The following is a 24,057-nucleotide window of genomic DNA, read 5'->3' as shown; positions in this document are numbered from 1 at the left end:
TATCGTAGGCCCGGTAAGCGAAGCGCCACCGGGCATTTTTCCAGCTCAGAAGTGAACCACCACCTCATTTCCCTCCGCTTTCACCACCACGCCCCACTCGCTGCCAGCGTGTGAACCGCCCTTCACGCCGCTCACCTTCTGCACGTTGCGCAAGCACACCGACCAGTTTTGTGCGTCTCCCGCACCGGTAAAGGTAACGATGTCGCCCCGACGTGACGCCTTCAGCGTATACGCCACGGAGCCGTCCGCCGCAGGCACTTGGCTCACCGCCGTTGCGCCGTCGTCCAGGTTAAACAGCTGGAAGGCCGTCCCCTCATTCCACGCGTAGTCCGGCTTCTGGTTGTTGCTGCCCAGCGCCAGCAGCGTATTGTCGCGCACGTAGACCGGCAGGCTCATGAAATCGTGCTGCTGCTTATGCCAGCGGCTACCCTGAATTTCGTCGTTGTGCCACAGGTGCGTCCAGCGTCCTTCCGGCAGGTAGAACTGCACGTAGCCCGCCTCGGAAAACACCGGCGCCACCATCAACGAATCCCCCAGCATGTACTGGCGGTCGAGGTAATCGCACGCCGGATCGTCCGGGAACTCCAGCATCATCGCCCGCAGCATCGGCGTGCCAAACTCGCGCGCCAGCGCCGCCTGACGATACAGATACGGCATCAGTTGACACTTCAGCTGCGTGAAGTGGCGCACCACGTCGCAGGACTCGTCATCGTACGCCCACGGCACGCGGTAGGATTTGCTGCCGTGCAGTCGGCTATGGCTGGAGAACAGTCCGAACGCGCACCAGCGTTTATAGACGTGCGCCGGAGCGGTGTTTTCGAACCCGCCGATATCGTGGCTCCAGAACCCGAAGCCGGACAGGCCAATCGACAGCCCGCCGCGCAGGCTTTCGGCCATCGACTCGTAGTTGGCGTAGCAGTCGCCGCCCCAGTGCACCGGGAACTGCTGCGCCCCGACGGACGCCGAGCGGGCAAACAGCACCGCCTCTTCCTCCCCCACTGTCTCTTTCAGCACGTTCCACACCAGCTCGTTGTAGATGTAGGCGTAGTGGTTGTGCATTTTCTGCGGATCGGATCCGTCAAACCACTGCACATCCGTCGGGATACGCTCGCCGAAGTCGGTCTTAAAGCAGTCGACGCCGATCTCCACCAGGCCTTTCAGCTTGTCGGCATACCACCGGCACGCGTCCGGATTGGTGAAGTCGTAAATCGCCAGCCCCGGCTGCCATTTGTCCCACTGCCACAGGGAGCCGTCCGGGCGCTTGAGCAGGTAGCCCTTCTCTTTCAGCTCCCGGAAGATCGGGGATTTCTGGCCGATGTACGGGTTGATCCACACGCAGACCTTCAGCCCTTTCTCTTTCAGGCGGCGGATCATCCCTTCCGGGTCCGGGAAGGTCACCGGGTCCCACTCGAAATCGCACCACTGGAAGGCCTTCATCCAGAAGCAGTCGAAGTGGAAGACGTGCAGCGGAAGGTCGCGCTCGGCCATGCCGTCGATAAAGCTGTTTACCGTCGCTTCGTCATAGTTGGTGGTGAACGAGGTGGTGAGCCACAGGCCGAACGACCAGGCAGGCGGCAGCGCCGGACGCCCGGTGAACTGCGTATAGCGGTTCAGCACCTCTTTCGGCGTCGGGCCGTCGATCACGAAGTATTCGAGATATTCCCCTTCCACGCTGAACTGCACTTTGGAGACCTTCTCGGAGCCGACTTCAAACGAGACGTTCTCGGGGTGATTCACCAGCACGCCGTAGCCGCGGTTGGTCAGGTAGAACGGGATGTTTTTGTAGGACTGCTCGGTGCTGGTGCCGCCGTCGCGGTTCCAGGTTTCGACCGTCTGGCCGTTGCGCACCAGCGCGGTAAAGCGCTCGCCCAGACCGTAGACCGTTTCCCCCACGCCCAGATCCAGACGTTCGAATACGTAATTGCGGTCGGCGTTGGTATCCTGCACGTAGCCGTTGTTTTTCAGCTGGCTGCCGGTGATGCGCTGCCCGTCGCGCAGGAAATCCAGCGCCCAAAACTCGCCTTTGGTGACGCGCACGCTGACGCTGCCGCTTTTCAGCTCGGCAAACTCGGCGTTGTTTTCAATCTCTACCTTCACGTCTTTCAGAACGTTAAGCGGATAGTGCGGGCCGTTGTTTAGCGCGCCCTGGAAGTGCTCGATGCGCACCCCGACAATCCCTTCCTGCGGGGAAAACAGGCGCACCGTGAACATCAACGTGTCGAGCTGCCAGGTGCGCTCGCGCACGTCGCGCGGCGCAACAAACACCACCAGGTCGTTGCCCTGCTGCTCCACGTCGAACACCTGAACCGGATACGTCACGTTCAGGCCCGGTTGAATAAGCCAGTTTCCATCACTGATTTTCATGCTCTCGTCCTCTTAGTTCTGCAATTCTTTGCTGACCGGCAGGTTTTCAAATTCCTGCTGGTTGCGGCGCGCGCCCTGCGCCAGCTCGCCCAGGATTTTGGTCAGGAAGGGGGTTTTCAGCGTGTAGTAGCGTTTAGCGATGATGGCGCTCAGCACGTAGCAGACCGCCGGGGCCAGGGTAAACAGGCCGATAATGATGCTGATGGTCGCACTGTTCTGAGTTTTGGCTGCCGCGTCGTAGCCGCCGCCTGCCAGCATCCAGCCGATCATCGCTCCGCCCAGCGCCAGGCCGAGCTTCAGCACGAACAGCGTGCCCGCAAAGCTGATGCCGGTCAGACGCTTGCCGTTGGTCCATTCGCCGTAGTCGACGGTATCGGACATCATCACCCACTGAATCGGCGTCACCAGCTGGTGCAATACGCCAATGACGAAGATAAAGGCGAACATCAGCACGGTGGCGTGCATCGGCACGAAGAACATCGCCACGCTGACCACCGCCAGCGCGGCGTTGGTCCACCAGAAGATGCTGACCTTGCACTTCCAGTCGGTGAGGGGTTTCGCCAGCGCGGAGCCGATCAGGTTGCCGACGCAGTAGGTGGTGAGGAAGGCGACGAACACCTCCGGCGAGCCCATGATCCAGGTGCAGTAGTACATCATCGCGCCGCCGCGCACGCAGACGGCGAGGATGTTGAGGATGGTGAGCACCCCGACGATGCGCCACTGATCGTTGTGCCAGATGTCGCGCAGGTCTTCCCGCATGGAGGTGGTGCTCGGCGGCACCTGAATGCGCTCTTTGGTGGTAAAGAAGCAGAACGCCAGCATCAGGAACGCGACAACCGACAGCACGGCGATCCCGCCCTGGAAGCCGAACGCCTTATCGTCGCCGCCAATCAGCTTCACCAGCGGCATCATCAGCACCGTGGAGAGCATGCCGCCCGCGGTCGCCAGCACAAAGCGCCAGGCCTGAAGGGAGATACGCTGCGTCGGGTCACTGGTGATCACGCCGCCGAGCGCGCAGTAGGGAATGTTCACCACGGTATAGAGCAGGGTCAGCAGGGTGTAGGTAACGGCGGCGTAAACCATTTTGCCGTTGAGGCTGAGGTCCGGCGTGGTGTAGGCCAGCACGCAGACGATGCCGAACGGGATCGCGCCGAACAAAATCCACGGACGAAACTTGCCCCAGCGGCTGCGGGTACGGTCGGCAATCAGCCCCATGCACGGGTCGGAGATCGCATCCAGCGCGCGCGCCAGCAGGAACATGGTGCCAACAAACCCGGCGGGAATGCCGAAAATATCGGTGTAGAAAAACATCATGTACAACATGACGTTATCAAAAATGATGTGGCTGGCGGCGTCTCCCATGCCGTAGCCGATCTTCTCTTTTACTGACAATATTTCGCTCATCTTTTTTATCCTTCACGCTGTAGGGGGCGCTGAGACCGGTTGCATTGGTTTTAAACCATTGTTTCAAAGGCGGGTATTGCGTTTTCTGGTTAGCAGATTACGTTTCTTGTTTTTTGTGATCGCGGTAAATGTTGGAAGCACGAGGGGCTAACATGAGGATTTTCTTAGGAATTAACTGAAACAGGGGTGTACAGGTCAAAAGAGAGGTGAAAAAAGTGTGTCTGGGTATGTGGTAAATGCCTGAAAGTAGCTATAATGCGCCCCGCCTCCATGTAGCAATGCAGGCGCGGAAGATCGTCATCTCCGGTGAGGTGGCTGGACTTCAAATCCAGTTGGGGACGCCAGCGTTCCCGGGCAGGTTCGACTCCTGTGATCTTCCGCCAAAATTTATAAAACGGCTAAGAACCGTCTTCCCATTAAATTTTTATCCTTAAAATTGCTAAATTCAGCAATCATCTCCATAGATTGACTTTCGTTGAATTGCCGTATCAAGTTAATTCATTTATACTTTTCAAGTTCTCTAGCTTGGCAATCTTGCCTTGTCGGGTGTTTAGCCAGACACTAAGTTATTGAACGAGTTTGCATGCGGTGTGTACGCATTCCAAACTCGTTCCCTCATTTGGAATGCGTACACACCGCATTCTCAAGTAGAGAACGTAATGAGGAGCTCAGCACTTTGCTAGCTCCTCATTCTATCCTGCTGAATGTAATGGATAAATTAATGAATATCATACATTTACTTGCTAGATCACTTAATGAAGATGACATAACAATCAAGAATTACCTAGCAAAAGCACCTTTAAAATATAAAGTTTTTGCGATCCCTAAACGTACCCACGGACATCGTATAATTGCGCAACCAGCCAGAGAATTAAAACGATACCAACGTGCATTTATAAACTATATTGAATTTCCTATTCATGACTGTGCCTCTGCTTATATAAAAAATCGCAGTATAAAAAATAATGCCGAGCATCATAAAGAGAATAGTTTTCTGCTTAAAATGGATCTTGAAAATTTCTTCAACTCCATTACTCCACAAATTTTCTGGGATGCATGGAGAGAAAATTTCCCTTTACCCGATAAAGAGCAAATGTATTATTTTGAAAGATTATTGTTTTGGGATGTTGGAAATAATGAATTAGTGCTAAGTGTAGGAGCTCCATCTTCTCCGATGGTATCCAATTTTTGTATGTATCTGTTTGACTCAACGATCTACTCTTTTTGTAAAAGCCGGAGTATCACGTATACACGTTATGCCGACGATCTTACTTTTACAACTAATTTAAAATCGAATTTATTTGATATTCCTAACGAAATTCAAGTTATACTAAAGAATAATTTTTCTGATCAGATTAAGATTAACCGTTCAAAAACTAAATTTTCCTCAAAAGCACATAATCGCCACATTACCGGAATAACAATAACCAATGATAACAAAATATCTATAGGTAGAAATAGGAAGAGATACATTAAACATCTAATACATCAATTTTCGATAAGCAAAATGGAGCAGAGTGATCTTTATCACCTTAAAGGATTAATTAGTTTTGCTATGTACATCGAACCAGAATTTTTTAATGCGTTAACTAAAAAATATGGTTCATCTATCATCAACTGTATTATGAGCAATAATAATGGAAAAAATAATTAGAACGCTTAAGAGCAAGGCTCAAAAAAATGATATTTTAGCCAACTATACATTATATGATAAATATCTAGAAGGAGAAGACACAAAATCTAATATCAATATTGCCATGCAATATTTAAATAAATGCTATGAACTATTAGAAATGCGTGAGGAAGTCCATGAGAAGCCTTTATCGCGATTAAAAATTGAGAAGTTGATCCTTAAAGACTTTAGAAAATTTAGAGAGCTGGAAGTTACATTCCATGATAAAATAACCGTTATTATCGGTGATAATGGCTCCGGGAAAACGACTATTACGGATGCTTTGGCAAAATTGCTAAGTTGGTTAAGCGCGAGAATTGAAACTGCCAAAAAAGGCGCAAAAACACTAACTCCATCCGAAATAAATATAAACAGCGAAGATTTCTCAGAAATAATATCTCACCTTAGCTTCTATAATAAAAATATATTTAGCTCAAGCTTGTCAAGACCAACACTTGGATTCAAAGGAAGAAAAGTAAGTGATTTAGAGGATTTTAATAACATCTCTGAACTATATAGAGTGGTTAATGCATCATCAAAAGAAAATTATGACCGCGAACTTAATCTTCCCCTCTTTTGCTATTACTCAGTTGATAGAGCATCTTCCTACTCAACGTTTAATAGTAATAGTAATTCTCAGGAGCCTCAGTCACGATTTAAGGCATATAACGGTGCGCTCGATGGTCCTGGTCGTTTCAACGAATTTTTTGATTGGTTTCTTTTTATTAATAATTATCTTGGCTCGTCAGTTGTTAATACTCCCGAAGAACTATCCTTAATAAAAGAAATCGAAGCTTTTGAAGAATTGAAACTTGACGTAAACAGTCCTCTTTTTTCGATTTATAAAGAAAAAAAGAAATCTTTTGAAAAAATAAAAAAAAGTAAAGATAACGAACTAAATAAACACGTTATGTTACAAAATGATGTTGTTAAAAAAGCAATAATCTCATCAGTGACTAGCGTAAGTGATATATTCACAGACAGCAGTACAGGTAAACATGAATTAAAGATAATAAATGATGGTGTGCTTATAAATATTAATCAAGCATCTCAAGGCCAAAAAACATTAATAGCAATGATCGCAGACTTATCACGTCGATTAGTTTTGTTAAACCCCAACCTTAAAAATCCTTTATACGGTCAGGGTATTGTGATAATTGATGAGATAGAGCTACATCTTCATCCTCAGTGGCAACAGTCTATTGTACATTCATTGACATCAACATTTCCTAATATTCAATTCATAATAACTACCCATAGCCCTCAAATTCTTTCAACTGTAGATAAAGATTGCATTAGGAAAATTAAAGAAACAACTGAAGGTAATTATGAGGTCTATACTCCTAAATTCCAAACTAAAGGAGTCCAAAGCACAAAGATCCTTGAGTATATTATGGAAACAAATTCTATTCCCGACCTCGAGGAAGCTCGCAGAGTGGATCTTTTTTCCTCATTATTACAGCAAGGTAAAAAGGAAAAGGCACTGGAAGTATTGGAGATATTGAAAGAACATTTTTCAGAATTTGAGGGACAAGAACATCCCGTTATTCAAAAATGCATTAATCAGTTAAAAATTTATGATATGAAACATCGCATTTTAGGCAATAAGGATAACGATAAATGAAAAAACTTAATCGTGGATTATCAACCCCCCCAACATTATTAGAGAACTATTCTTACCTTACGAATAGCTGGGACGATATAACTTCCAGAAAGAAAAGAAAAATATGGCGAGAAATAAAGAAATTTCAAGAGGATTTTTGTGTATATTGCGAACTGCCTGCTTCGTACGGAAACGGGCATATCGAACATTTCTTTCATAAAGGAGAAAATGATGATGGAGCTAAACCTTTTATCCACTTGACGTTTGAATGGAATAATTTATTTGGCTGCTGTGCTTCCAGTACACATTGCGGTCATTACAAAGACCAAATATTAGTTGGTGGGTTACATAGAAAATACGATCCTAATAAACTGTTAAAACCTGATGATCTAGATCCTCAAAACTTCTTTGTATTTACTCCTTCTGGAGATATTATTCCAAATGAAGAAATAAACGATAATGACAAAGAAATAGCTGAGGAAACTATTAAAGCTTTAAATTTAAAAGAGCCTTCATTGCAGTCATCTAGAAGATCTCAAATTAATGCATGCACTGAAAGATTATTAGAACTTAATTCCATAGAAGGAATAATACCTGAGAATCAATTTAATGCAGAATATACAAAAATTATGAATGAATTTAGTATACAAAAACACAGAACGGCAGTAAAACAAACCTGTTTTATATGAATCATTTCTTTGGCTCAATTCCTTTTTTAATGAGTTCTTTCCGACCCAAGGTCTTGAGCCAATTTCCCAAACTTACACCTTCTTTCTTGGCTTCTTCCTCAAACTGCGCCTTCAACTCCGGCGTAATACGAATCTGGAAAGTTGGTGCTTTTCCGGACTTTGAATGATTAGGGTCACGTTTGGTTGTTGACATGTACGTACCTACAAGAGCAAGATATCATCATTCAGGTACGTACCTTAACACACGATAACCTGAGATTGAAACGCCCCCGTCAGGTACTCGCAATACCGGACGAGAGCTAACCTCACCAACTATCAAGGAGTTGATTATGGCTGATTCGCATTCTACCCCAGACACCGGCCAATCCGGAACCGAGCGTTCGTTAATTGTGGGATACCGCCCGAATGTTTTCGACAAATCCACGCCGAAAATCATCCTTTCTGGCAAGTGGCTGCGCGCGGCGGGTTTTGATACCGGACAGCAGGTCACGATAAAAGTCATGAAGGGATGCATCGTTCTGGTGGCGTATAACGAGCAGGAGCAGAGGTTGCAGGACGATTATAAACGGACGAAGGCAAAGCTCATTGAGATTGAGGATGCACTTGCAGCGATCCAAGCTCCGCGTCCTGGAAAGCGCCTCGCAAAATCAAATTCAAACCACCTGGCTTAGCGGCTGTTTCTGGCGTACTACGAACTTCCAGGCATCAACCTTATGAAGCGGAGGTAGCATGACATATGAAGAATTAATCAATTCACCAGTCGGTGAGTTTGTCATGTTTGCCAGCAAAGATGGAAAAGTTCGCATTGAATGCCGCTTTGAAAGCGATACGTTGTGGCTCTCACAGGCCACGATCTGTGAGTTATACGGCAAAGCCAAAGCCACGATCAGTGGGCATATCAAGAATATTTTTGATGAGAGTGAGCTGGTCGAAAATTCAGTTGTTCGGTTTTACCGAACAACTGCCAGCAATGGAGTAGGTATTTTTACGAGACTGGCAAACTAAGCTCGATCAGTTCCTGCAATTTAACGACCGGGACGTTTTAGAAGGGTCAGGCAAAATCAGCAAAAAAGCGGCTGATGAAAAGGCGTGCTCAGAATACGTTGAGTATGAAAAAAAGCAGCGCCTGCTGAAAGAAGCCGAAGGTGAGAAAGATATCATCGGCTTATTAAAATGGGATAAGCAGGCTAAGCGCTAATCCCGGTATTCCTAATCAGCTTCATATGCAGCAACGGAAACGGATTCCCCTGCCCGTCCAGTTCCGAGCGTCCGACCTGCTCAAACCCCATATGGCGATAGAACGCGACGCCCTGCGGGTTCTGCTCATTCACGTCCACTTCGTTCGCCCCAAACTCTGCGATGGCATGTTTTAGCAGTAATTTCCCGACGCCCTTCCCGCGGCTCGCGTCATCAACAAACAGCATTTCAATGCGGTTTTCATCCACGCCTGAAAAGCCGTGAATAACGCCTGCGTCATCGCGAGCGATCACGACCTTGAGGTTAGGCAGATAGGCGTTAAGCAATAACGGGCGCAACGCCGCAATATCGCTTTCCTGTAAAAAGTGATGGGTGGCGCGAACAGAGGATTCCCAGATCGCGACCAGACGTTCAAAGTGTGTGGGGAGTGCGGTTTCTATTTTCATGGGGGGATCATGTGCGGTTTAGAACGTTAATTCAAGTAACTCAGCGCGCCCTGTTCCCCCTCACCCTAGCCCTCTCCCTCAGGGAGAGGGAACCGATTGTGCGGTTTGTCCCCCCACACAGCTCGCGCTAAACCCTAATCTCCATCACCGCATACACCCCATCCTTCGGCACCACCACGGTGACGTTTTCCACCGGCACGCCCGCCGCGAGGTGAATATCCTGCAGCTGCTGTAACGACCTCGGGTGAATATCCTCCCAGCCGATACCGCGCAGCACAAAGTCAATGTGCGGGCTGCTGGTGAGCATGTTTGACACAATCACCGCCCCGCCGGGCTTGACCAGCCGCAGCGCGCGCTGGAGAAAAATCACCGCGTCGGTATCGTTGAAGTATTCGAAAATCCCCAGCGCGTCGACCAGTTCGGCCTGCTGCTCGCCCAGCTCCAGCAGCAGGTCTTCGTTACGCACCAGCGTATGGAGCAGGTTGCGCCTGAGCAGGGTCAGCTGTTCGCCCACCACAATCCCTTCCTGCGCCGCCATGGTTTCGGCCCAGCTGAGCGCCACCGGGTCTTTGTCCACCAGCGTGAGATACACCTGCTGGCCGTCGAGCTTTGCTTCACGCAGCGCCTCCAGCACCGGAATGGCGGCGCCGCTCGCGAGGCTGACCCAGTTGTTCTCGCTCTCATTATGAATGTACTTATCCACCAGCGCGGCCAGCACTCTGGCGCGGGAGCGCACGCCAATCGCATCGTTAGCGTGGATAAACCACTGGCGGCTGTCGCTGTCCATTTTCGTGCCGTCGGGCAGGCGGTCTTCCAGCGGGTTTTGCACCACAAACAGCGCCAGCGCGGAGGGCACCAGCCGGGTGCGCCACGCGGTGAGCGCCGGGCGGTTGCGGAAGGCCTGTTCGGAATAGCGGTTCTGGGGAACCAGCACGGCCTGCCCCCCTTCGTCGTATTCCACCCTCGGGGGCCGGAGCGCTGGCTCGGCTTTCAGGGCGCGGTCAAGGGAGGCGATCTCGCGGGCAGCGTCGTCTTTCATCGGCCACTGGTCGCTGACGTCGGGAAATGACGCGCTGAAAATCGTCATATTTTCCGGTGCATCGCCGCGAAAAGGCTGCCAGTTCATGTCGTCTTCCCTCCGTTAGGCTTTTAACGGAAGTCTATCCAGGCGAGCCAGTAATACCCTACGAAGAAAGCACGAAATAGGTGCATCAGTTCTGCGACGTGCGCCATACCCCCGGCGTGCAGCCGTACTCGGTCTGAAAATGACGAATAAAGTGGGCGCAGTCGCTAAACCGCATCCGTCGCGCAATATCCGTAACGCTTTGCTGAGAGTTTTTCAGCAGCCAGCAGGCATAGCGCAGCCTGGCGCTGCGAATAAATTCCCGCGCCGTTTTGCCAAACTCGGCGTGAAATAGCCGGTTAAGCTGGCGCTCGCTCAGCTTAACGTCCTGCGCGAGCCTGGCGGCGTTCAGCGGGTGAGTCAGATACTGTTCGACGATCGTCACCGCCCTGCGCAGCCGTGAATCAGGGATCATGGCGATATTCGCGGGCCGCGGCATGGCGGCGTCATGCGGAGGAAGGGACAGCCGCCGGGAGGTGGTGGCCGCAATGTCGTCTCCCCCGTGGGCTCGGATAAGCGCCGTTACCAGGGTGAGCGTTGAGATCCCGCCCGGGCAGGTCAGCAAATCGCCTTCGTCGATAAAATCGAGGCCTTGCTCAGCATAAACCTGCGGAAAGCGTTGCGTGAAAACGTCATGGTGATGAGGATGAATCGAGGCGCGGCGCTCGTTCAGTAAGCCTTCCTCCGCCAGGATAAAGCTGCCGGTACCAATACCTATCAGGGGAACGTTGTTGTGATAAGCCTCCGTGAGAAACGCTCTGTCGCCACGGTGCCCCTGGTGAATGTGCTCCAGGCCTCCACCAATTACCGCAATGTAGTCGAAGTCACCGGGCGGCGCATGGGCGGCCTCCGGCCGCAAGCTGAGCCCTGAGCTGCTCACTACCGGTAAGTCGGGATAAGTGCTTATCAGGCTGAGTTTAAAGCGTATTTTCTGGCTACGCTTCTGGACGCTGGATGCAATACGTAACGCCTCTATTAACCCTGAATATGCGAAAAGCGAGAAATGGGGCCACAGGAGTAAACCCATATGCAGGGATTTATTCCGTGCAGGCGTCATTCTGACGCTATCATCAATTATATTTTTCATTAACTTGCCGAAGAATAATTACATTATCGCAACATTATTGTTGCTGTTATATTTTCCTAAGATAGGTCCTGGCTGTTAAATCAAGCATAAATGATGCCCGCAAAAACTTAAAAACATTTCTCCCTGTCGCTATCCGTTTTTTGACGTGTGGCACACATAGGTCGGCAGCGTCCCCAGAATAAATAAATAATTCTCATTCTGCTGTTTCTTAATACGCATATAAATATTCTTATTCGGATAGATAAAAAATAAAGGCTCGTACTTCTCCAGCCAGCTGTCGCTGATGTTGTCGTCCGGAAATTTCATATTGCGTATGGACGTCAGATTATAGACGCTGTCTTTGCGCTCAATCTGAAAGAAAACTTTGCGATTCAGGGTCTTCGTGGGATCGCTTTTCAACCGGCCATTCATGCTGAGTATTCCGCTGTTACCCTCCACGGTGTAATTCAGCCACAGAGAGAGCGTCTCATCACGGTGATGCTGAATAAAGTTCGCCTGACAGGAAAAGGGCTGGATGTAATGGCGATGCCAGAGGTAATACGCCGCCACGACAGCCCCCATCAGCAGGCACAGGCAGAGCGCAACAAGCGTTTGACGGTAGCGAACCATACTAGCGATCCTCTATAAAATAATCGGACATACAGCGGTTGGGTTCCGTCATCGGCCTGTCACAGCGAATGACCGACGCGCGAGGCAGCAGGATGTATCCGCTGACGTACACCCAGGGATAGTTCGCGCACTGGTCCTTAAACGGGGCGGCATAGGCCAGGGCTTTATCCCGGTCGCGCTGCGTTTCAATATCGCGAGAAAAATAGAGCTGGCATTCGCCCATCTTCATCGCGAAGCGGTACCCGTCGACGAAATAGCTGTCATGCAGCAGGTTATGGCTGATAACGCTCACGCCAGCCAGCATCAGCAATAGCACCAGCGTGCCCGGCAGCCAGAAGCGGCGCATCGAGTCGGTCGGGGCGACGGTCTCTTCGCAGACATCCGGAGCAGCACGTTCTTCCTCATCAGCCTGCGGCTGCGTCTCTTTAACGGTGATTTGCGTATCGCTTGCGAGCGTCAGTCCAATCCGCGGGATAGTGACAATCGGATCGGTTTCAAACCCCACTTTCTTCAACCCCTTACGCAGAATAGAAATATTCTGGTAGTAGGTATTAGGCGAAACCAGCATCCCCCGGCGCTGCCAGACAATATCCATGCACTCCTGTTGAGTCACAATACTTCCGACTCTTTCTATTAATAACAACAAACAGCGCCCCGCCGGGGAATTTAATACCACCACCCGGTCAGGATTGTTGAGATCGCGTAATGTGCTGGCCGCTGGATGAAACTCTACCAGGCCATTAATAATGTAATGCTTATGCATAGAATGGGGTAAATACCTCCGGTCAACGCCTGTTGCTCCAGTAGATTCCCTTCACGGTTAACATGCGTATCCCTCGCCTGTGTAAGGATTAATGTGACGGATAAATGCGCAACTGTATATCCTGGCGCCTGGCGAAAATTCTTATTTTTCCTTTCTCTTTATCTGACGGGTCTAAAGTTTTCTTAACCGCTATTTAAAGCCGTCTTGACACTGACAAAACTCGACAAATCCGCCCGTTGAACGGTTTAGCCATCATTGTCTGAATTATTCAGCACCCTTAATTTGTTTTTTTAACAAAAAGGAGAGAGGACGGGCGTTCCCGGCGGGTTTCGAAATTATGCCCCATTCGAAACCTGTCGTCTTAATTAACAATTTCGGCACGGAACTGTTAGTCACCGTCAGTAACAACCCGCGTCGCATGACGTCCCCAGACTATTTCCTTACAAAACATTTATTAAAGCTAACTTTTCAATAAAAACTATCGGTATGATTATTTACAGGCAGATAAGCAAAAGCCGGTTCAGCGAGGAGAAATTGACGCTACACCTAAACCGTACTTAAAACAAATTAAGATTAATTCAGGTTACCTCTTTTACGCCCTGAGTATAGTGGGCTCACACCGTGCAATGCTTAATTGCTTCGAAAATACAGACATCGTTCTGCCAGACAGACGAGTCTCATTACAATTATAAATCGAGGGAATGACATGGCGAATAAGCTCAACAACACACGTCATTTAAATATCGCGCTATTGGGTGGAGATCACTTTGCGCGCCAGGGGATCGCCGCATTATTAAAAAATATTGTCCCGGCTATGCAGATTACGGCATCGATCGATAATTACGCGGAGATCGAAACGATACTCGCGGCCGCACCGGTAGACGTGATTTTTTTATCCGGCATGGAGAAATATCACGCCGGATATGACTGCCTGAAATATATCAGGAAGATGAAAGTCCTTTATCCCGACGTACTTATTTGCATGTATTCCGCACCGGCAAATTCCTGGCTGTGGATACGCGGTGAAATAGACGCCTATCTCTCGCTGCAGGACCCGCTTTATCACTGGCGAGCCAGCGTATTAAAAATGGTCGATAGCCGTTATCGCCCAATAAAAAAACCCACGGCGTTATCGCTGACGCCGGGTGAATGGAGGGTATTGAAGGAACTGCGAAAGGGTCTGGATATGCGTTACATCGCCGAAACAGAGCAGCTTTCTTACCGTCGTGTCAGCGCGTTAAAAAGCTCAGCGATAAGAAAACTCGGGCTCAGGAACAAGACAGATTTGCTGGTCTTTTTAACCAGTTAGACCTGCTGCTTTCAGAGCAAATCTCGACATAACACCATAATGGAATCAGGACAATGAAAGCTCAATTCAATAATAAAACGCTGCTCGCGATCGCTATCGCGGCATTACTGCCAGCGGGCACGGCCCTGGCTGCCGGCACCAGCGGCGGCACGGTGAACTTTAGCGGCAAAGTGGTGACTTCCGCCTGCGCCATCAGCGCAGGAAGCGCCAACATTGACGTGGATATGGGTGAAGTGCGTACCGCAACGCTGGCGACCGCCGGCAGCGAAGCCAGCACGGCAAAAGCGTTTGCCATCACCCTGGAAGATTGCGAAATCGCCGATACCTCAGCCTCTACGGATGAGAACCCGATTGCCGCCACAACCGTGGCCGTCACCTTCACCGGCACGCCGGACACTTCCGATGTTAATAGCTTGTCCGTCGGGGCAAACGGCAGCGCCAACTCTGCGCAAAACGTGGCTATTCGCCTTTATGACGAGCAGGGCAACGTGGTGAAGCTGGGTGAACCCGCTTCGGCCATCCCTCTGCGTAAGGGTGCCAACACCCTGAACTTCAGCGCGAAATATTACTCGCCGAAGGGCGGCGCCACCGCGGGTGATGCCAGCGCCGTCGCAACCTACACAGTGACCTATTCGTAATCTTCAGACCCGGTCTGCGAGCCGGGCCTGTCTTATCTTTCAGGAGTAACACTATGCGCGTAAACACATGGATTTGCCTGGCGGGCGCGTTATGTTCCTCCGCCGTCTATGCCGGCGGCGTGGGGCTGGGCGCAACGCGATTGGTCTACTCCAGCGCCACCAGCCAGGCCATGATGCAGGTGAGAAACACCCATCCCGACGCCACGTTCCTCATCCAGTCGTTGATGGAGAATGAGAAAGGCGAACGTACCAACGACTTCGCGATCACGCCGCCGCTGTACGTCATGAAACCGGCCAGCGAAAGCGCGGTGAAAATCATGTTTACCGGTAAGGCCCTGCCAGAGGATCGGGAGACGCTCTACTGGATGACGGTCAAAGCCATCCCCCAGCAGGCTAAAAGCGGCACCGGGAATACGCTGCAATTTGCATCGGCTAACCGCATCAAGGTCTTTTATCGCCCGGAGGGACTCAGTGAGACCCCGGGAGAGGCGTGGAAAAAACTGGCCGGTGCCTACCGTGCCGGAAAAGTGACACTCAGTAACCCAACGCCGTACTACCTCACCACCATCAACGTGAAAATTGACGGTATGCCGGTGCAGCCGGTGATGGTGCCCCCGAAAGGCAGCGTGACGCTGGCTGAACGCTTCAGCCACGCGAGCAGCATGAGCTATCAAACCATTAACGATTACGGGGCATGGACCCCCGCCACGCGCGCGTCGTTATCCCAATAATAAAAACAGTAAGGCGTGACCACGTGAAAATAAAAATCCTGTGCGCCACGGTGATCTCCCTGGTGATTCGGCAAGCCGTGGCTGCTGAAAGCGAGCTGCAATTTAATCCCGCGTTCCTCAACGGCGAGAGCGCAAACAGCGCCGATCTCGCCTGGGTCAACGCCGGGAGCGCGTTGCCGCCGGGTGATTACAATCTCAACGTGTATATCAATACGAATTATGCGTTCACGGGTAACGTCACGTTCCGCCTTGCTGAAGACAGCACGGGTGAAGCGCTGCCCTGCCTCACGCCTGAACAATTCGCCGCGCTGGGCATCGATAGCCATCAGGCGAAGGGCGGCGGCCTGCCGCTGGCGCAGCGCTGCATCTTCTTAACGAAGGCGTTTGCGGATACGCAGTTTGACCTGGACCAGAAGACGCTCACCCTGAGCTTCACCGTACCGCAGAGTGCGATGCGAAATTTGCCGCGCGGGTACGTCAGCCCGGAAAGCTGGGAGGCGGGCATTCCTGCCGCGTGGCTGAATTACGTGGTCAATGGCTCGAACAATGAGTATCGCGGCGAGACGCGCACGCGGGAGCAGCAGCTGTTTGCGAGCCTCAACAGCGGCGTCAACCTGGGCGCGTGGCGGCTACGTGATTTCACCACGTGGACCAAAGACAGCAATGAGCTTACCCACGTGCAGACCTGGCTGCAGCGCGATATTCACGCCCTGCGCGCGCAGGTGTATGCCGGGGAAACGTACACCTCGGCGCAGGTGTTCGACTCCGTGGGCCTGCGCGGTATCGCCCTGAAAACCGATGATAACATGCTGCCCGCAAGCCTCAGCGGCTATGCGCCTGAAGTCCGGGGCATCGCGCGCAGCAACGCCACGGTCACGGTTCGCCAGAACGGCAACATCATCTATCAAACCTCCGTCCCGCCGGGGGCGTTTGTACTGAAAGATCTCTACCCGACCTCCTCGGGCGGCGATCTGGCGGTCACCATTCAGGAGAACGACGGCAGCAAAACGCAATACACGCTTCCCTTTGCCAGCGTGCCGAACCTGGTGCGTAACGGACAGGTGAAATATGCCCTCGGCGCCGGGAAATACCGTCCGACGGGCAATCAGGATTCGCCCTCTTTCGCGCAGGGTGAACTGTTCTACGGCTGGCGATACGGCCTGACGTTTTACGGCGGGGCGCAGTTTGCCGATAGCTATAACGGCCTAGCCCTCGGGTTTGGGCAAAACCTCGGCCGCTTTGGCGCCTACTCCATCGACCTGACCCACGCCCGCAGCCAGCTGGCGGACGATCGGCACTATACCGGTGATTCGGTGCGCCTGCGCTACAGCAAGCTGCTGAACGACATTGGCACGCGGGTTAACTTCTTCTCGCTGCGCTACTCCACGAAAGGGTTTTATACCCTCAGCGACACCACGTACAAAGGCATGTCGGGCGGATCGCCAAAGCAGACGGTGGAAGACGATGGCACCATCACCACCCAATACGACACCGTGTACAACCTGCGCATGTCGCGTAAGGCAAAAAACCAGCTGCTGCTGTCGCAGCCGATGGGACAATACGGCTCGCTGTCACTGTCGTGGGATCAGCAGACCTACTGGAACACGTCAAATACCACGCAAAGCCTGCAGTTTGCGTGGAACGCCACGTTTCGCAACGTGTCGCTTGGCGTCAGCGTCCAGCGAAGCTCGAGCCTGTATGACGACAAGAAAGATAACATCCTGTCGATGTCGATTTCGGTCCCGCTGGGCAACCCGACGCTGTCGACCCGTGCGCGCTTTACCACATCCCATGCGGACTCCACCGGTACAACCGCCAGCACGGGCGTGAGCGGCTACCTGCCGGGCGAGGAGAATCTGTTCTATAGCGTCAACCAGCGCTACAGCGCGCAGCAGCACTACGGCGGCGATGCCACCCTGCAGTACGAAGGCGCGTGGGGAGACTACAACCTGGGCTACAGCTACGCCAGCGACTCCCGCAACCTCAGCTACGGCATCAGCGGCGGCGCGGTAGTGCATGAAGATGGCCTGACGCTGAGCCAGCCGCTCGGGAACACCAACATTCTGGTGAAAGCCCCGGGAGCCAGCAACGTCGCCGTGCTTAACCATAAGGGCATCAAAACGGACGGCCGTGGCTACGCGGTGATCCCGTACGCCACGCCGTACCGCGTTAACCAGGTCGCGCTGGACGTGACGACCGCTGGCAACGACGTGGAGCTGGAAAACGCCATCGCCAACAAAACGCCTACCGATGGCGCCCTGGTTCGCGCCACCTTCGCTACGCACCAGGGGGCAAAAGCGATGTTTATCGTGCGTCACGGCAACGACGTACTCCCCTTCGGCACGCTGGTCTCGCTCGATGATGACAAAGCCAGCGGCATCGTCGGCGATGGCGGCAGCCTGTATCTCTCCGGTTTGTCAGAGAAGGGCACGCTGAACGCCGTGTGGGGTCGCGGCAGCCGCCAGCGCTGCGCCATTACCTATGCCTTAAACAAGCAGAACTATAGCGCCCGCACCGGTCTTTATTCTCAGGAGGTGGTATGTCAGTAACGCTTCGGATCGGCTGCATTGCGCTGCTGCTGGTTTTCACGCTCCCCGTTCGCGGCTACGACGTGCTGGTCTCCGTCACCGGCAATTTGGTCGGCAACACCTGCGTGGTAGCGCAGGACTCGGGGGAGCAGAACGTGCCGCTGGGCACTATTGGTATTAAACAGTTCAGCCGTGCCGGGGCCGTCAGCAACATCAAAACGCCCTTCACGCTCAGGCTTGAAGCGTGCGGGCCAACCTTTGCTGGCGTAAAAATTCGCTTCAGCGGAACGCCGGATGATGCCAACCCGCAGCTGCTGAAAATTGCCGACGGTGGCGCTACCGGCGTGGCGGTGCAGATCCTCGATAAAGAAAGCGTACTCATTCCCCTGAATACAAAAACCACCGCGTACGGAACGGCGGGGGATGACAGCGTACAGATGACCTTCTACGCGCAGCTGGTTGCCACCGCTACGCCGGTGAGCGCCGGTGATGTGTCAGCCCTCGCCACCTGGACAACGGAGTATCTATGATGCGTTTAGCGTTTCTTCTCGGCGGATTACTTTTCTGCGCCAGCGTGCAGGCTCTGGACTGGAAATCGGACATTACGCTCTCCCCTCAGCCGATGACCTACAGCGGGCCAGCGGACTCCGTGGTGCCGGGCAGCATTATCGGCTCAACCTGGAGCGCCACCGCCAGCGTGCAGCAGGTGTTCTGGTGTGGGCTAATTTTTACCTGCAGCAAAGGCACGCTGCAGCCCAGCAGCAGCGCCATCTCAAGCGGAGCGACGATCACCGTCGACGGCGCGAACTACACCATTTTTGAGACCGGCGTACCGGGCGTGGGGTATATCATCGGGCTGAAGGATTTTAAGAGTACGCAATATATCCCCCTGCAAACCGGTATCACGCAAAGCTACCCGGCAGAGGGCACCAGTGGGTTTGCCCAGGATCTGGGATGGTCGGCAAAGGTCACCTTTATTAAAACCGGTGCCGCCCTTAAATCCGGCGTCTATAACATCCCGACCATCAACGCCGCGGTGCTCACCGCCTATAACAACGAGACGAAAACGGCGCAGGTGATTATCAGCCCGACCACCATCACTGTGACCGCCAGCGGGTGTACGGTCGGCAGCAAAAACGCCAGCGTGGCGCTGGGCACCATCGATATGCGTACCCTGCCCACGGTGGGAAGCACGTCGCCATCGGGAACGTTTACCGTCGGCCTGACCTGCGACGCGAACGTGGCGGTTCACGCGGTGATGACCGATCAGACCACGCCGTCGAACACCTCGTCGGTGGTGACCCTGACCGGAGACTCCACGGCGTCCGGCGTTGGGGTGCAGTTTTTCTACAACGGCAGCGGGCCGCTGACGATGGGGCCGGACAGCTCGGCCGCGGGCACGACCGGCCAGTTCTTTATCCAGAGCACCACGGCGGCGCAGACGCTCACGTTACCGTTCCAGGCGCAGTACATCAGAACCGGCGAACTGGTCCCCGGCTCGGCCAACGCGCTGGCCAGCATTACGTTTTCCTACCAGTAGGGGCTACTGCTTCACCCACACCAGCTGGTCAACCCGGAAGCCCAGACTGCGCGCGGTGTTCAGGTAATCCTGCTTCACCGCATCCGGAATGGTTGGCGTGCGCGACAGGATCCATAGGTAATCGCGGTTCGGGCCGCTGACCAGGGCGTACTGGTACTTATCGTCCAGCCTGATCACGTTATAGCCGCCGTAGAACGGGCCGAAGAAGGACACCTTAAGCGCGGCGGTGGTTGGCTCGCCGGTGAAGTACGCTTTGCCTTCGCTCTCGTTCCACTTGTTCTTCACCGGATCGTAGCCCCGGTTGAGCACGCTGATGCCGCCGTCGCTGCGCTTGCCATAGGTGGCGGTAACCTGCTCCAGCCCGCGTTCAAAGCGGCTTTCCAGACGGGCGACCTCGTACCATTTGCCAAGATAGCGGCTGGCGTCAAAACCGGAAATCGGCTGCACGCCCTTCGGCGGCGTGGGGGATTTACAGGCGACCAGCGTCAGCGCAATGGCAACACCGGTCACAACAGGCCATAGCTTCATGAGAATTCCTTTCATTTGCAAGGTTGGACGTTAAGTGTAGTGCACCGTTTCGGCGCTTCATCCCCTTCGGGAAAATTCGTAGTATATTGAGAGTATTCCTCCACTCTGGACACGGACATGGCTTACTCCATCGGCGAATTCGCCAGACTCAGCGGCATCACCGCCACCACCCTGCGGGCGTGGCAGCGTCGCTATGGTTTACTCAAGCCACAGCGCACGGAAGGCGGCCACCGCCAGTACAGCGACGAGGACGTCCAGCAGGCGCTAAAAATTCTCGACTGGGTCAAAAAAGGCGTCCCGATCGGCCAGGTCAAACCTCTGCTGGAGCGCCCGACGCCGGGTCGGACCAACAACTGGCAAACCCTGCAGCAGAACATGCTGCAACGCCTGCAGGACGGCAAGGTCGAGTCCCTGCGCCAGATGATTTACGACGCCGGACGCGAATACCCCAGGCCGGAGCTGGTCGCGAACGTGCTGCGCCCGCTGCGCAGCCAGGTCTCGGCCAACGTCGCCGCCGCCATGACCCTGCGTGCGATCCTCGACGGCATCATCATCGCCTACACCTCGTTTTGCCTCGAAGGCGATAAAAAAGCGCCGGGCGATAACATTCTGCTCAGCGGCTGGCACCTGAACGACCCGTGCGAGATCTGGCTCGAAGCCTTAACGCGCACGGGACAGGGCCACCGAATCGACATCCTGCCGGTTCCGCCTGACGCGCTGGCACCGGAAATTTTCCCGGAGCGCAAATGGCTTCTGGTCACCAGCGGCAAACTCACCGCCGGGCGGAAAAAACAGGTGGAGCAGTGGCAGCAGCAGGTATCGCTTGAAGTGATTATCCTCTGATAATTTTCTCCTGCGGGAATCTTCACGAAAAGTTGAATATTTTCCCACGTCGCAGATGCTAACGTTTTCCTGTAACGAATAACTCCACAGGAAAACACCATGAAAAAAACTGCCCCTCTGCTGATCCTGGCCTCGATGGCCTTTGCCCCTGCTGCCTTTAGCGCCCCTGCCGGCACGCTTAGCGTCCACATTCTCGACCAGCAAACCGGGATGCCGCCATCGGACGTGACCGTTACGCTGGAGAAACAGCAGCAGAACAAATGGACCCCGATTGCCAACGGCAAAACCGACCACGACGGCCGCATCAAATCGCTCTATCCGCAGGATCAGGACATGCAGCCTGGCGTGTATAAAGTGACCTTCAAAACCGCAGAGTACTTCCACGGCAAAAAGCTGGACTCCTTCTTCCCGGAGATCCCGGTGCTGTTTACCGTGACCCGCACCAACGAGAAGCTGCACATCCCGCTTCTGCTGAGCCAGTACGGTTACTCGACCTACAAGGGTAGTTAAGACGCGTTGATTTTAAAGGAATAAAAAAAATAGTTCCGCTAATACTTGGACAAATTAGTCATGCTGTGTAAGTTTTAATTATATGAACGGGAGGACTACACCATGACAACGAAACCTGTGCTCGGTATTAGCGGATGTTTGACCGGATCCGCCGTTCGCTTTGACGGCGGACACAAGCGTATGGGCTTCGTCATGGATGAGCTGGCCCATTGGGTGAATTTCAGGCCCGTCTGCCCGGAAATGGCTATCGGTCTGCCGACGCCTCGCCCGGCCATACGCCTGACGCTGACGGACAGCGGCGAAACGCAGCTCCGTTTCAGCAAGCCGCCTCATGATGACCTCACGCAGAAAATGGCCGAGTTTACGGCGGACTATCTGCCAAAAATCGGCGATCTGTCGGGATTTATCGTCTGTGCAAAATCCCCAAGCTGCGGCCTGGAACGCGTGCGGCTGTACGATGAAAACGGCAACCGGGGCCGCAAGGAGGGCGTCGGGCTGTTCACCGCCGCCCTTCTTGAAACCTACCCGTGGCTGCCCGTCGAGGAAGACGGTCGGCTGCACGACCCGGTGCTGCGGGAAAACTTTATCGAGCGGGTATTTGCCCTGCACGAGCTAAACACGCTGCGCGATAAAGGTCTCACGCGACGTGGGCTGCTGGATTTCCACAGCCGCTATAAATTGCAGCTGCTGGCGCACCATCAGGCGGGCTACCGCGAAATCGGCCCGTTCGTTGCCTCGCTGCACGAGTGGGAAGACCTGGACGCCTTCTTCGTGGCGTACCGGGAAAAGCTGATGACCATCCTGAAAAAACCCGCCTCGCGGAAGAATCACACCAACGTGCTGATGCATATCCAGGGGTATTTCCGTAACCAGCTGAACACCCGCCAGCGCGGCGAGCTGCGCGACGTGATCCTGCACTATCGCAACGGACAGTTGCCTATTCTCGCCCCGATCACGCTGCTGAAGCACTACCTGGCCGAATACCCCGACCGGTATCTGATGACGCAAAACTACTTTGATCCCTATCCTGATGATTTGGGTCTGCGTCTGGCAGTCAAGTGATCATAAAAATGCGAAGGCCCCATTGACCCATAGAGGCCCAAAGCAGTACCCCGTTTAGACGACATCCTCACTGTCGTCTCTTTTTTTGCATTTAACCTCAAAGACTGTGATTATATACAGGCTTATTCTGCGAAAGGGGCCTGCCTGTGATCAACACCCTGCACATTCAAAACTACCGCTCCATCCGCGACATGTCGCTGGAGCTGGAGCAGCTCAACATCGTCTTCGGGCCGAACGGCACCGGGAAATCCAATATTTACAAGGCGATACACCTGATGCACAGCGCCGCCCAGGGGCAGTTTTCCCAGGCGCTGGCGAACGAGGGCGGCATTCTGAAGGTGTTCTGGGCAGGCAAAACCCGCAGCGACCCGCTGCGGCGGATGAATCTGGCCGTGGAAACAGAGTCCTACGAATACGAGCTGCAGGTCGGGTTTGTGGAGAAGCTGCCCTATCCCTCGCAGTTTCAGCTCGATCCGGTGATCAAAGAGGAGTCCATCTGGCTGAGCGGCCAGCACCGTCGGCCTTCGTCACAGCTGATGAAGCGTAAGAACCAGGCGGTGTTTCTCAACAACGTGCATCACGAGAAAGTGACCCACAGCGGCACGCTGTACGAGAACGAATCGGTGTTCGGACAGCTCGGCGAACCGCATCTTTATCCGGAAGTGTCGCAGATGCGTGAGTCCCTGCGTAACTGGCGCTTTTATCATGAGTTTTCTGTATCAATTGGCTCGGCGATGCGCGCCCCGCAGGTCGGCTTCCGCTCCCCGGTGCTGGCCAGCGACGGCGCCAACCTGGCGGCCGCGTTTCAGACCATCGTCGAGATCGGCGACGAGCTGCTGCTGATGCGCATCCTTGACCAGGCCTTCCCCGGCTGCGTGTTTTACAGCGACAACACCGGCGGACGTTTTCGCATGATGATGCAGCGCGAGGGGCTGAGCAGGCCGCTGGAACCGGCGGAGTTCTCCGACGGCACTCTGCGCTTTCTGTGCCTGGCGGTAGCGCTGTTAAGCCCGCGCCCACCGGCGTTTATCGCGTTGAACGAACCGGAAAACAGCCTGCACCCGCAGATGCTGCCCGCCCTGGCGAGCTTAATCGCCGAGGCCAGCCGCTACTCGCAGATCTGGCTCACCAGCCACTCGCCGGAGCTGGCGCAGTTGATTGAGAAGCAGAGGTCGTTCTCGCTGTATCAGCTGTCGATGGTGGAGGGGGAGACAAGGGTGGAGAGGCTGGGGTAGTTCTTTATATCTCACTTTCCCTGCCTTCAATGACTATTCTTTCGGTAGCCACCAACGACGAAAATGATTTTCGCCGGGATATGCCTTTGGCGCTTGCTGGCTCGCGATACATGCCCCAATTTATTGTTGCCAGTTTCTGCTGGAAGGATAATCTGTAAATATTGGTTATCAGATGA

The 24,057-nt window shown here is 53.3% G+C and carries 23 protein-coding genes, 1 tRNA gene and 1 pseudogene; 16 read left to right on the top strand and 9 right to left on the bottom strand.

Annotation, left to right across the window (positions count from 1 at the left end):
* Positions 1 to 45: 45 nt before the first annotated feature.
* Both yicI and ACMWLG_RS10785 read right to left on the bottom strand, forming a co-directional pair.
* The gene (gene yicI, locus ACMWLG_RS10790; protein ID WP_045400356.1) at positions 46 to 2,364 is read right to left on the bottom strand and encodes an alpha-xylosidase; all 2,319 of its coding nucleotides are present in this window, start codon (positions 2,362 to 2,364) and stop codon (positions 46 to 48) included.
* 12 nt (positions 2,365 to 2,376) lie between these two features.
* Complete coding sequence (locus ACMWLG_RS10785) at positions 2,377 to 3,768, bottom strand: glycoside-pentoside-hexuronide family transporter (RefSeq protein WP_045400359.1); 1,392 nt, start codon at positions 3,766 to 3,768, stop codon at positions 2,377 to 2,379.
* Between the two features lie 288 nt (positions 3,769 to 4,056).
* Here ACMWLG_RS10785 and ACMWLG_RS10780 point away from each other — a divergent pair.
* The 4 genes from ACMWLG_RS10780 (at position 4,057) to ptuB (ending at position 7,732) form a co-directional block, all read left to right on the top strand.
* Positions 4,057 to 4,151 (top strand) — tRNA-Sec (locus ACMWLG_RS10780).
* A 338-nt stretch (positions 4,152 to 4,489) separates the two neighbouring features.
* Entirely contained in the window at positions 4,490 to 5,422 is a 933-nt protein-coding gene (locus tag ACMWLG_RS10775; RefSeq protein WP_045400363.1) for a retron St85 family RNA-directed DNA polymerase, read from the top strand.
* A complete protein-coding gene (gene ptuA, locus ACMWLG_RS10770; RefSeq protein ID WP_045620826.1) occupies positions 5,406 to 7,064 on the top strand; it encodes a retron Ec78 anti-phage system effector ATPase PtuA in 1,659 nt (552 codons plus the stop codon). The genes ACMWLG_RS10775 and ptuA overlap by 17 nt, the downstream gene beginning before the upstream one ends.
* Positions 7,061 to 7,732, top strand: coding sequence for a retron Ec78 anti-phage system effector HNH endonuclease PtuB (gene ptuB / locus ACMWLG_RS10765; RefSeq protein ID WP_045620827.1), 672 nt, complete (start codon positions 7,061 to 7,063; stop codon positions 7,730 to 7,732). Before ptuA ends, ptuB begins: the two co-directional genes overlap by 4 nt.
* Position 7,733: 1 nt before the next feature.
* Here the strand turns inward: ptuB and ACMWLG_RS10760 are convergent, their stop codons facing one another.
* Complete coding sequence (locus tag ACMWLG_RS10760; RefSeq protein ID WP_045400371.1) at positions 7,734 to 7,925, bottom strand: toxin-antitoxin system HicB family antitoxin; 192 nt, start codon at positions 7,923 to 7,925, stop codon at positions 7,734 to 7,736.
* Between the two features lie 136 nt (positions 7,926 to 8,061).
* On the opposite strand from ACMWLG_RS10760, the gene ACMWLG_RS10755 reads away from it, so the two are divergent.
* Together ACMWLG_RS10755 and rhuM are read left to right on the top strand one after the other, a co-directional pair.
* On the top strand, positions 8,062 to 8,403 hold the full coding sequence (locus tag ACMWLG_RS10755; RefSeq protein WP_045400374.1) for a SymE family type I addiction module toxin: 342 nt from the start codon (positions 8,062 to 8,064) through the stop codon (positions 8,401 to 8,403).
* A gap of 58 nt (positions 8,404 to 8,461) precedes the next feature.
* Positions 8,462 to 8,930: pseudogene (rhuM, locus tag ACMWLG_RS10750) on the top strand (RhuM family protein).
* Here rhuM and ACMWLG_RS10745 read toward each other — a convergent pair.
* The 5 genes from ACMWLG_RS10745 to ACMWLG_RS10725 all read right to left on the bottom strand — a co-directional run bounded on the left by ACMWLG_RS10745 (position 8,920) and on the right by ACMWLG_RS10725 (position 12,957).
* Positions 8,920 to 9,375 (bottom strand): acetyltransferase, encoded by a 456-nt coding sequence (locus ACMWLG_RS10745; protein WP_045400377.1) that lies wholly within the window; start codon positions 9,373 to 9,375, stop codon positions 8,920 to 8,922. The pseudogene rhuM and the gene ACMWLG_RS10745 sit on opposite strands and share 11 nt — an antisense overlap.
* 127 nt (positions 9,376 to 9,502) lie before the next feature.
* The gene (locus tag ACMWLG_RS10740; RefSeq protein ID WP_045400380.1) at positions 9,503 to 10,501 is read right to left on the bottom strand and encodes a class I SAM-dependent methyltransferase; all 999 of its coding nucleotides are present in this window, start codon (positions 10,499 to 10,501) and stop codon (positions 9,503 to 9,505) included.
* Positions 10,502 to 10,586: 85 nt separating this feature from the next.
* Positions 10,587 to 11,525 carry a GlxA family transcriptional regulator gene (locus ACMWLG_RS10735; protein ID WP_045400383.1) on the bottom strand — a complete coding sequence of 313 codons (939 nt, stop codon included), beginning with the start codon at positions 11,523 to 11,525 and terminating at the stop codon, positions 10,587 to 10,589.
* 189 nt (positions 11,526 to 11,714) lie between these two features.
* A complete protein-coding gene (locus ACMWLG_RS10730; protein ID WP_023309865.1) occupies positions 11,715 to 12,194 on the bottom strand; it encodes a hypothetical protein in 480 nt (159 codons plus the stop codon).
* A 1-nt stretch (position 12,195) separates the two neighbouring features.
* Positions 12,196 to 12,957 (bottom strand): winged helix-turn-helix domain-containing protein, encoded by a 762-nt coding sequence (locus tag ACMWLG_RS10725; RefSeq protein ID WP_045400386.1) that lies wholly within the window; start codon positions 12,955 to 12,957, stop codon positions 12,196 to 12,198.
* A gap of 706 nt (positions 12,958 to 13,663) precedes the next feature.
* On the opposite strand from ACMWLG_RS10725, the gene ACMWLG_RS10720 reads away from it, so the two are divergent.
* From ACMWLG_RS10720 to ACMWLG_RS10695, 6 genes are read left to right on the top strand one after another with little or no spacing between them, the layout of a single operon-like run.
* Positions 13,664 to 14,266: a helix-turn-helix transcriptional regulator gene (locus tag ACMWLG_RS10720; RefSeq protein ID WP_023309863.1), complete on the top strand. Its 603-nt coding sequence runs from the start codon at positions 13,664 to 13,666 to the stop codon at positions 14,264 to 14,266.
* A gap of 53 nt (positions 14,267 to 14,319) precedes the next feature.
* Positions 14,320 to 14,904 (top strand): fimbrial protein, encoded by a 585-nt coding sequence (locus ACMWLG_RS10715; protein WP_023309862.1) that lies wholly within the window; start codon positions 14,320 to 14,322, stop codon positions 14,902 to 14,904.
* A gap of 53 nt (positions 14,905 to 14,957) precedes the next feature.
* On the top strand, positions 14,958 to 15,635 hold the full coding sequence (locus ACMWLG_RS10710) for a molecular chaperone (RefSeq protein WP_045400389.1): 678 nt from the start codon (positions 14,958 to 14,960) through the stop codon (positions 15,633 to 15,635).
* 23 nt (positions 15,636 to 15,658) lie between these two features.
* Complete coding sequence (locus tag ACMWLG_RS10705; protein ID WP_045400392.1) at positions 15,659 to 18,184, top strand: fimbria/pilus outer membrane usher protein; 2,526 nt, start codon at positions 15,659 to 15,661, stop codon at positions 18,182 to 18,184.
* Positions 18,175 to 18,693: a fimbrial protein gene (locus tag ACMWLG_RS10700; RefSeq protein ID WP_045400394.1), complete on the top strand. Its 519-nt coding sequence runs from the start codon at positions 18,175 to 18,177 to the stop codon at positions 18,691 to 18,693. Before ACMWLG_RS10705 ends, ACMWLG_RS10700 begins: the two co-directional genes overlap by 10 nt.
* Positions 18,693 to 19,703 (top strand): fimbrial protein, encoded by a 1,011-nt coding sequence (locus tag ACMWLG_RS10695; RefSeq protein ID WP_045400485.1) that lies wholly within the window; start codon positions 18,693 to 18,695, stop codon positions 19,701 to 19,703. The genes ACMWLG_RS10700 and ACMWLG_RS10695 overlap by 1 nt, the downstream gene beginning before the upstream one ends.
* 3 nt (positions 19,704 to 19,706) lie before the next feature.
* Here the strand turns inward: ACMWLG_RS10695 and ACMWLG_RS10690 are convergent, their stop codons facing one another.
* A complete protein-coding gene (locus ACMWLG_RS10690; protein WP_045400397.1) occupies positions 19,707 to 20,231 on the bottom strand; it encodes a lipocalin family protein in 525 nt (174 codons plus the stop codon).
* Positions 20,232 to 20,348: 117 nt separating this feature from the next.
* Here ACMWLG_RS10690 and ACMWLG_RS10685 point away from each other — a divergent pair, with 117 nt between their 5' ends.
* The 4 genes from ACMWLG_RS10685 to ACMWLG_RS10670 all read left to right on the top strand — a co-directional run bounded on the left by ACMWLG_RS10685 (position 20,349) and on the right by ACMWLG_RS10670 (position 23,881).
* Positions 20,349 to 21,074: a MerR family transcriptional regulator gene (locus ACMWLG_RS10685; protein WP_029740778.1), complete on the top strand. Its 726-nt coding sequence runs from the start codon at positions 20,349 to 20,351 to the stop codon at positions 21,072 to 21,074.
* A gap of 99 nt (positions 21,075 to 21,173) precedes the next feature.
* Positions 21,174 to 21,584 carry a hydroxyisourate hydrolase gene (gene uraH, locus ACMWLG_RS10680; protein ID WP_045400400.1) on the top strand — a complete coding sequence of 137 codons (411 nt, stop codon included), beginning with the start codon at positions 21,174 to 21,176 and terminating at the stop codon, positions 21,582 to 21,584.
* Between the two features lie 102 nt (positions 21,585 to 21,686).
* Entirely contained in the window at positions 21,687 to 22,646 is a 960-nt protein-coding gene (locus ACMWLG_RS10675) for a YbgA family protein (RefSeq protein WP_414762983.1), read from the top strand.
* A gap of 146 nt (positions 22,647 to 22,792) precedes the next feature.
* Positions 22,793 to 23,881 carry an AAA family ATPase gene (locus ACMWLG_RS10670; protein ID WP_045400404.1) on the top strand — a complete coding sequence of 363 codons (1,089 nt, stop codon included), beginning with the start codon at positions 22,793 to 22,795 and terminating at the stop codon, positions 23,879 to 23,881.
* Positions 23,882 to 24,057: the final 176 nt, after the last annotated feature.

The sequence above is a fragment of the Enterobacter sp. 01-M-02-SI-ECC genome, from assembly GCF_047530595.1.
GTDB lineage: Bacteria > Pseudomonadota > Gammaproteobacteria > Enterobacterales > Enterobacteriaceae > Enterobacter > Enterobacter cloacae_M.
Note: the sequence above shows the minus strand (reverse complement) of the source record. Positions and strands in the feature narration are given on the sequence as shown.

Coding starts and splice junctions, on each gene's coding strand:
- ptuB (WP_045620827.1), top strand. CDS start 7,061: ATGAAAAAACTTAATCGTGGATTATCAACCCCCCCAACATTATTAGAG.
- ACMWLG_RS10775 (WP_045400363.1), top strand. CDS start 4,490: ATGAATATCATACATTTACTTGCTAGATCACTTAATGAAGATGACATA.
- ACMWLG_RS10710 (WP_045400389.1), top strand. CDS start 14,958: ATGCGCGTAAACACATGGATTTGCCTGGCGGGCGCGTTATGTTCCTCC.
- ACMWLG_RS10715 (WP_023309862.1), top strand. CDS start 14,320: ATGAAAGCTCAATTCAATAATAAAACGCTGCTCGCGATCGCTATCGCG.
- ACMWLG_RS10675 (WP_414762983.1), top strand. CDS start 21,687: ATGACAACGAAACCTGTGCTCGGTATTAGCGGATGTTTGACCGGATCC.
- ptuA (WP_045620826.1), top strand. CDS start 5,406: ATGGAAAAAATAATTAGAACGCTTAAGAGCAAGGCTCAAAAAAATGAT.
- ACMWLG_RS10725 (WP_045400386.1), bottom strand. CDS start 12,957: ATGCATAAGCATTACATTATTAATGGCCTGGTAGAGTTTCATCCAGCG.
- ACMWLG_RS10785 (WP_045400359.1), bottom strand. CDS start 3,768: ATGAGCGAAATATTGTCAGTAAAAGAGAAGATCGGCTACGGCATGGGA.
- ACMWLG_RS10755 (WP_045400374.1), top strand. CDS start 8,062: ATGGCTGATTCGCATTCTACCCCAGACACCGGCCAATCCGGAACCGAG.
- ACMWLG_RS10740 (WP_045400380.1), bottom strand. CDS start 10,501: ATGAACTGGCAGCCTTTTCGCGGCGATGCACCGGAAAATATGACGATT.
- ACMWLG_RS10735 (WP_045400383.1), bottom strand. CDS start 11,525: ATGGGTTTACTCCTGTGGCCCCATTTCTCGCTTTTCGCATATTCAGGG.
- ACMWLG_RS10685 (WP_029740778.1), top strand. CDS start 20,349: ATGGCTTACTCCATCGGCGAATTCGCCAGACTCAGCGGCATCACCGCC.
- ACMWLG_RS10745 (WP_045400377.1), bottom strand. CDS start 9,375: ATGAAAATAGAAACCGCACTCCCCACACACTTTGAACGTCTGGTCGCG.
- uraH (WP_045400400.1), top strand. CDS start 21,174: ATGAAAAAAACTGCCCCTCTGCTGATCCTGGCCTCGATGGCCTTTGCC.
- ACMWLG_RS10695 (WP_045400485.1), top strand. CDS start 18,693: ATGCGTTTAGCGTTTCTTCTCGGCGGATTACTTTTCTGCGCCAGCGTG.
- ACMWLG_RS10720 (WP_023309863.1), top strand. CDS start 13,664: ATGGCGAATAAGCTCAACAACACACGTCATTTAAATATCGCGCTATTG.
- ACMWLG_RS10700 (WP_045400394.1), top strand. CDS start 18,175: ATGTCAGTAACGCTTCGGATCGGCTGCATTGCGCTGCTGCTGGTTTTC.
- yicI (WP_045400356.1), bottom strand. CDS start 2,364: ATGAAAATCAGTGATGGAAACTGGCTTATTCAACCGGGCCTGAACGTG.
- ACMWLG_RS10730 (WP_023309865.1), bottom strand. CDS start 12,194: ATGGTTCGCTACCGTCAAACGCTTGTTGCGCTCTGCCTGTGCCTGCTG.
- ACMWLG_RS10760 (WP_045400371.1), bottom strand. CDS start 7,925: ATGTCAACAACCAAACGTGACCCTAATCATTCAAAGTCCGGAAAAGCA.
- ACMWLG_RS10690 (WP_045400397.1), bottom strand. CDS start 20,231: ATGAAGCTATGGCCTGTTGTGACCGGTGTTGCCATTGCGCTGACGCTG.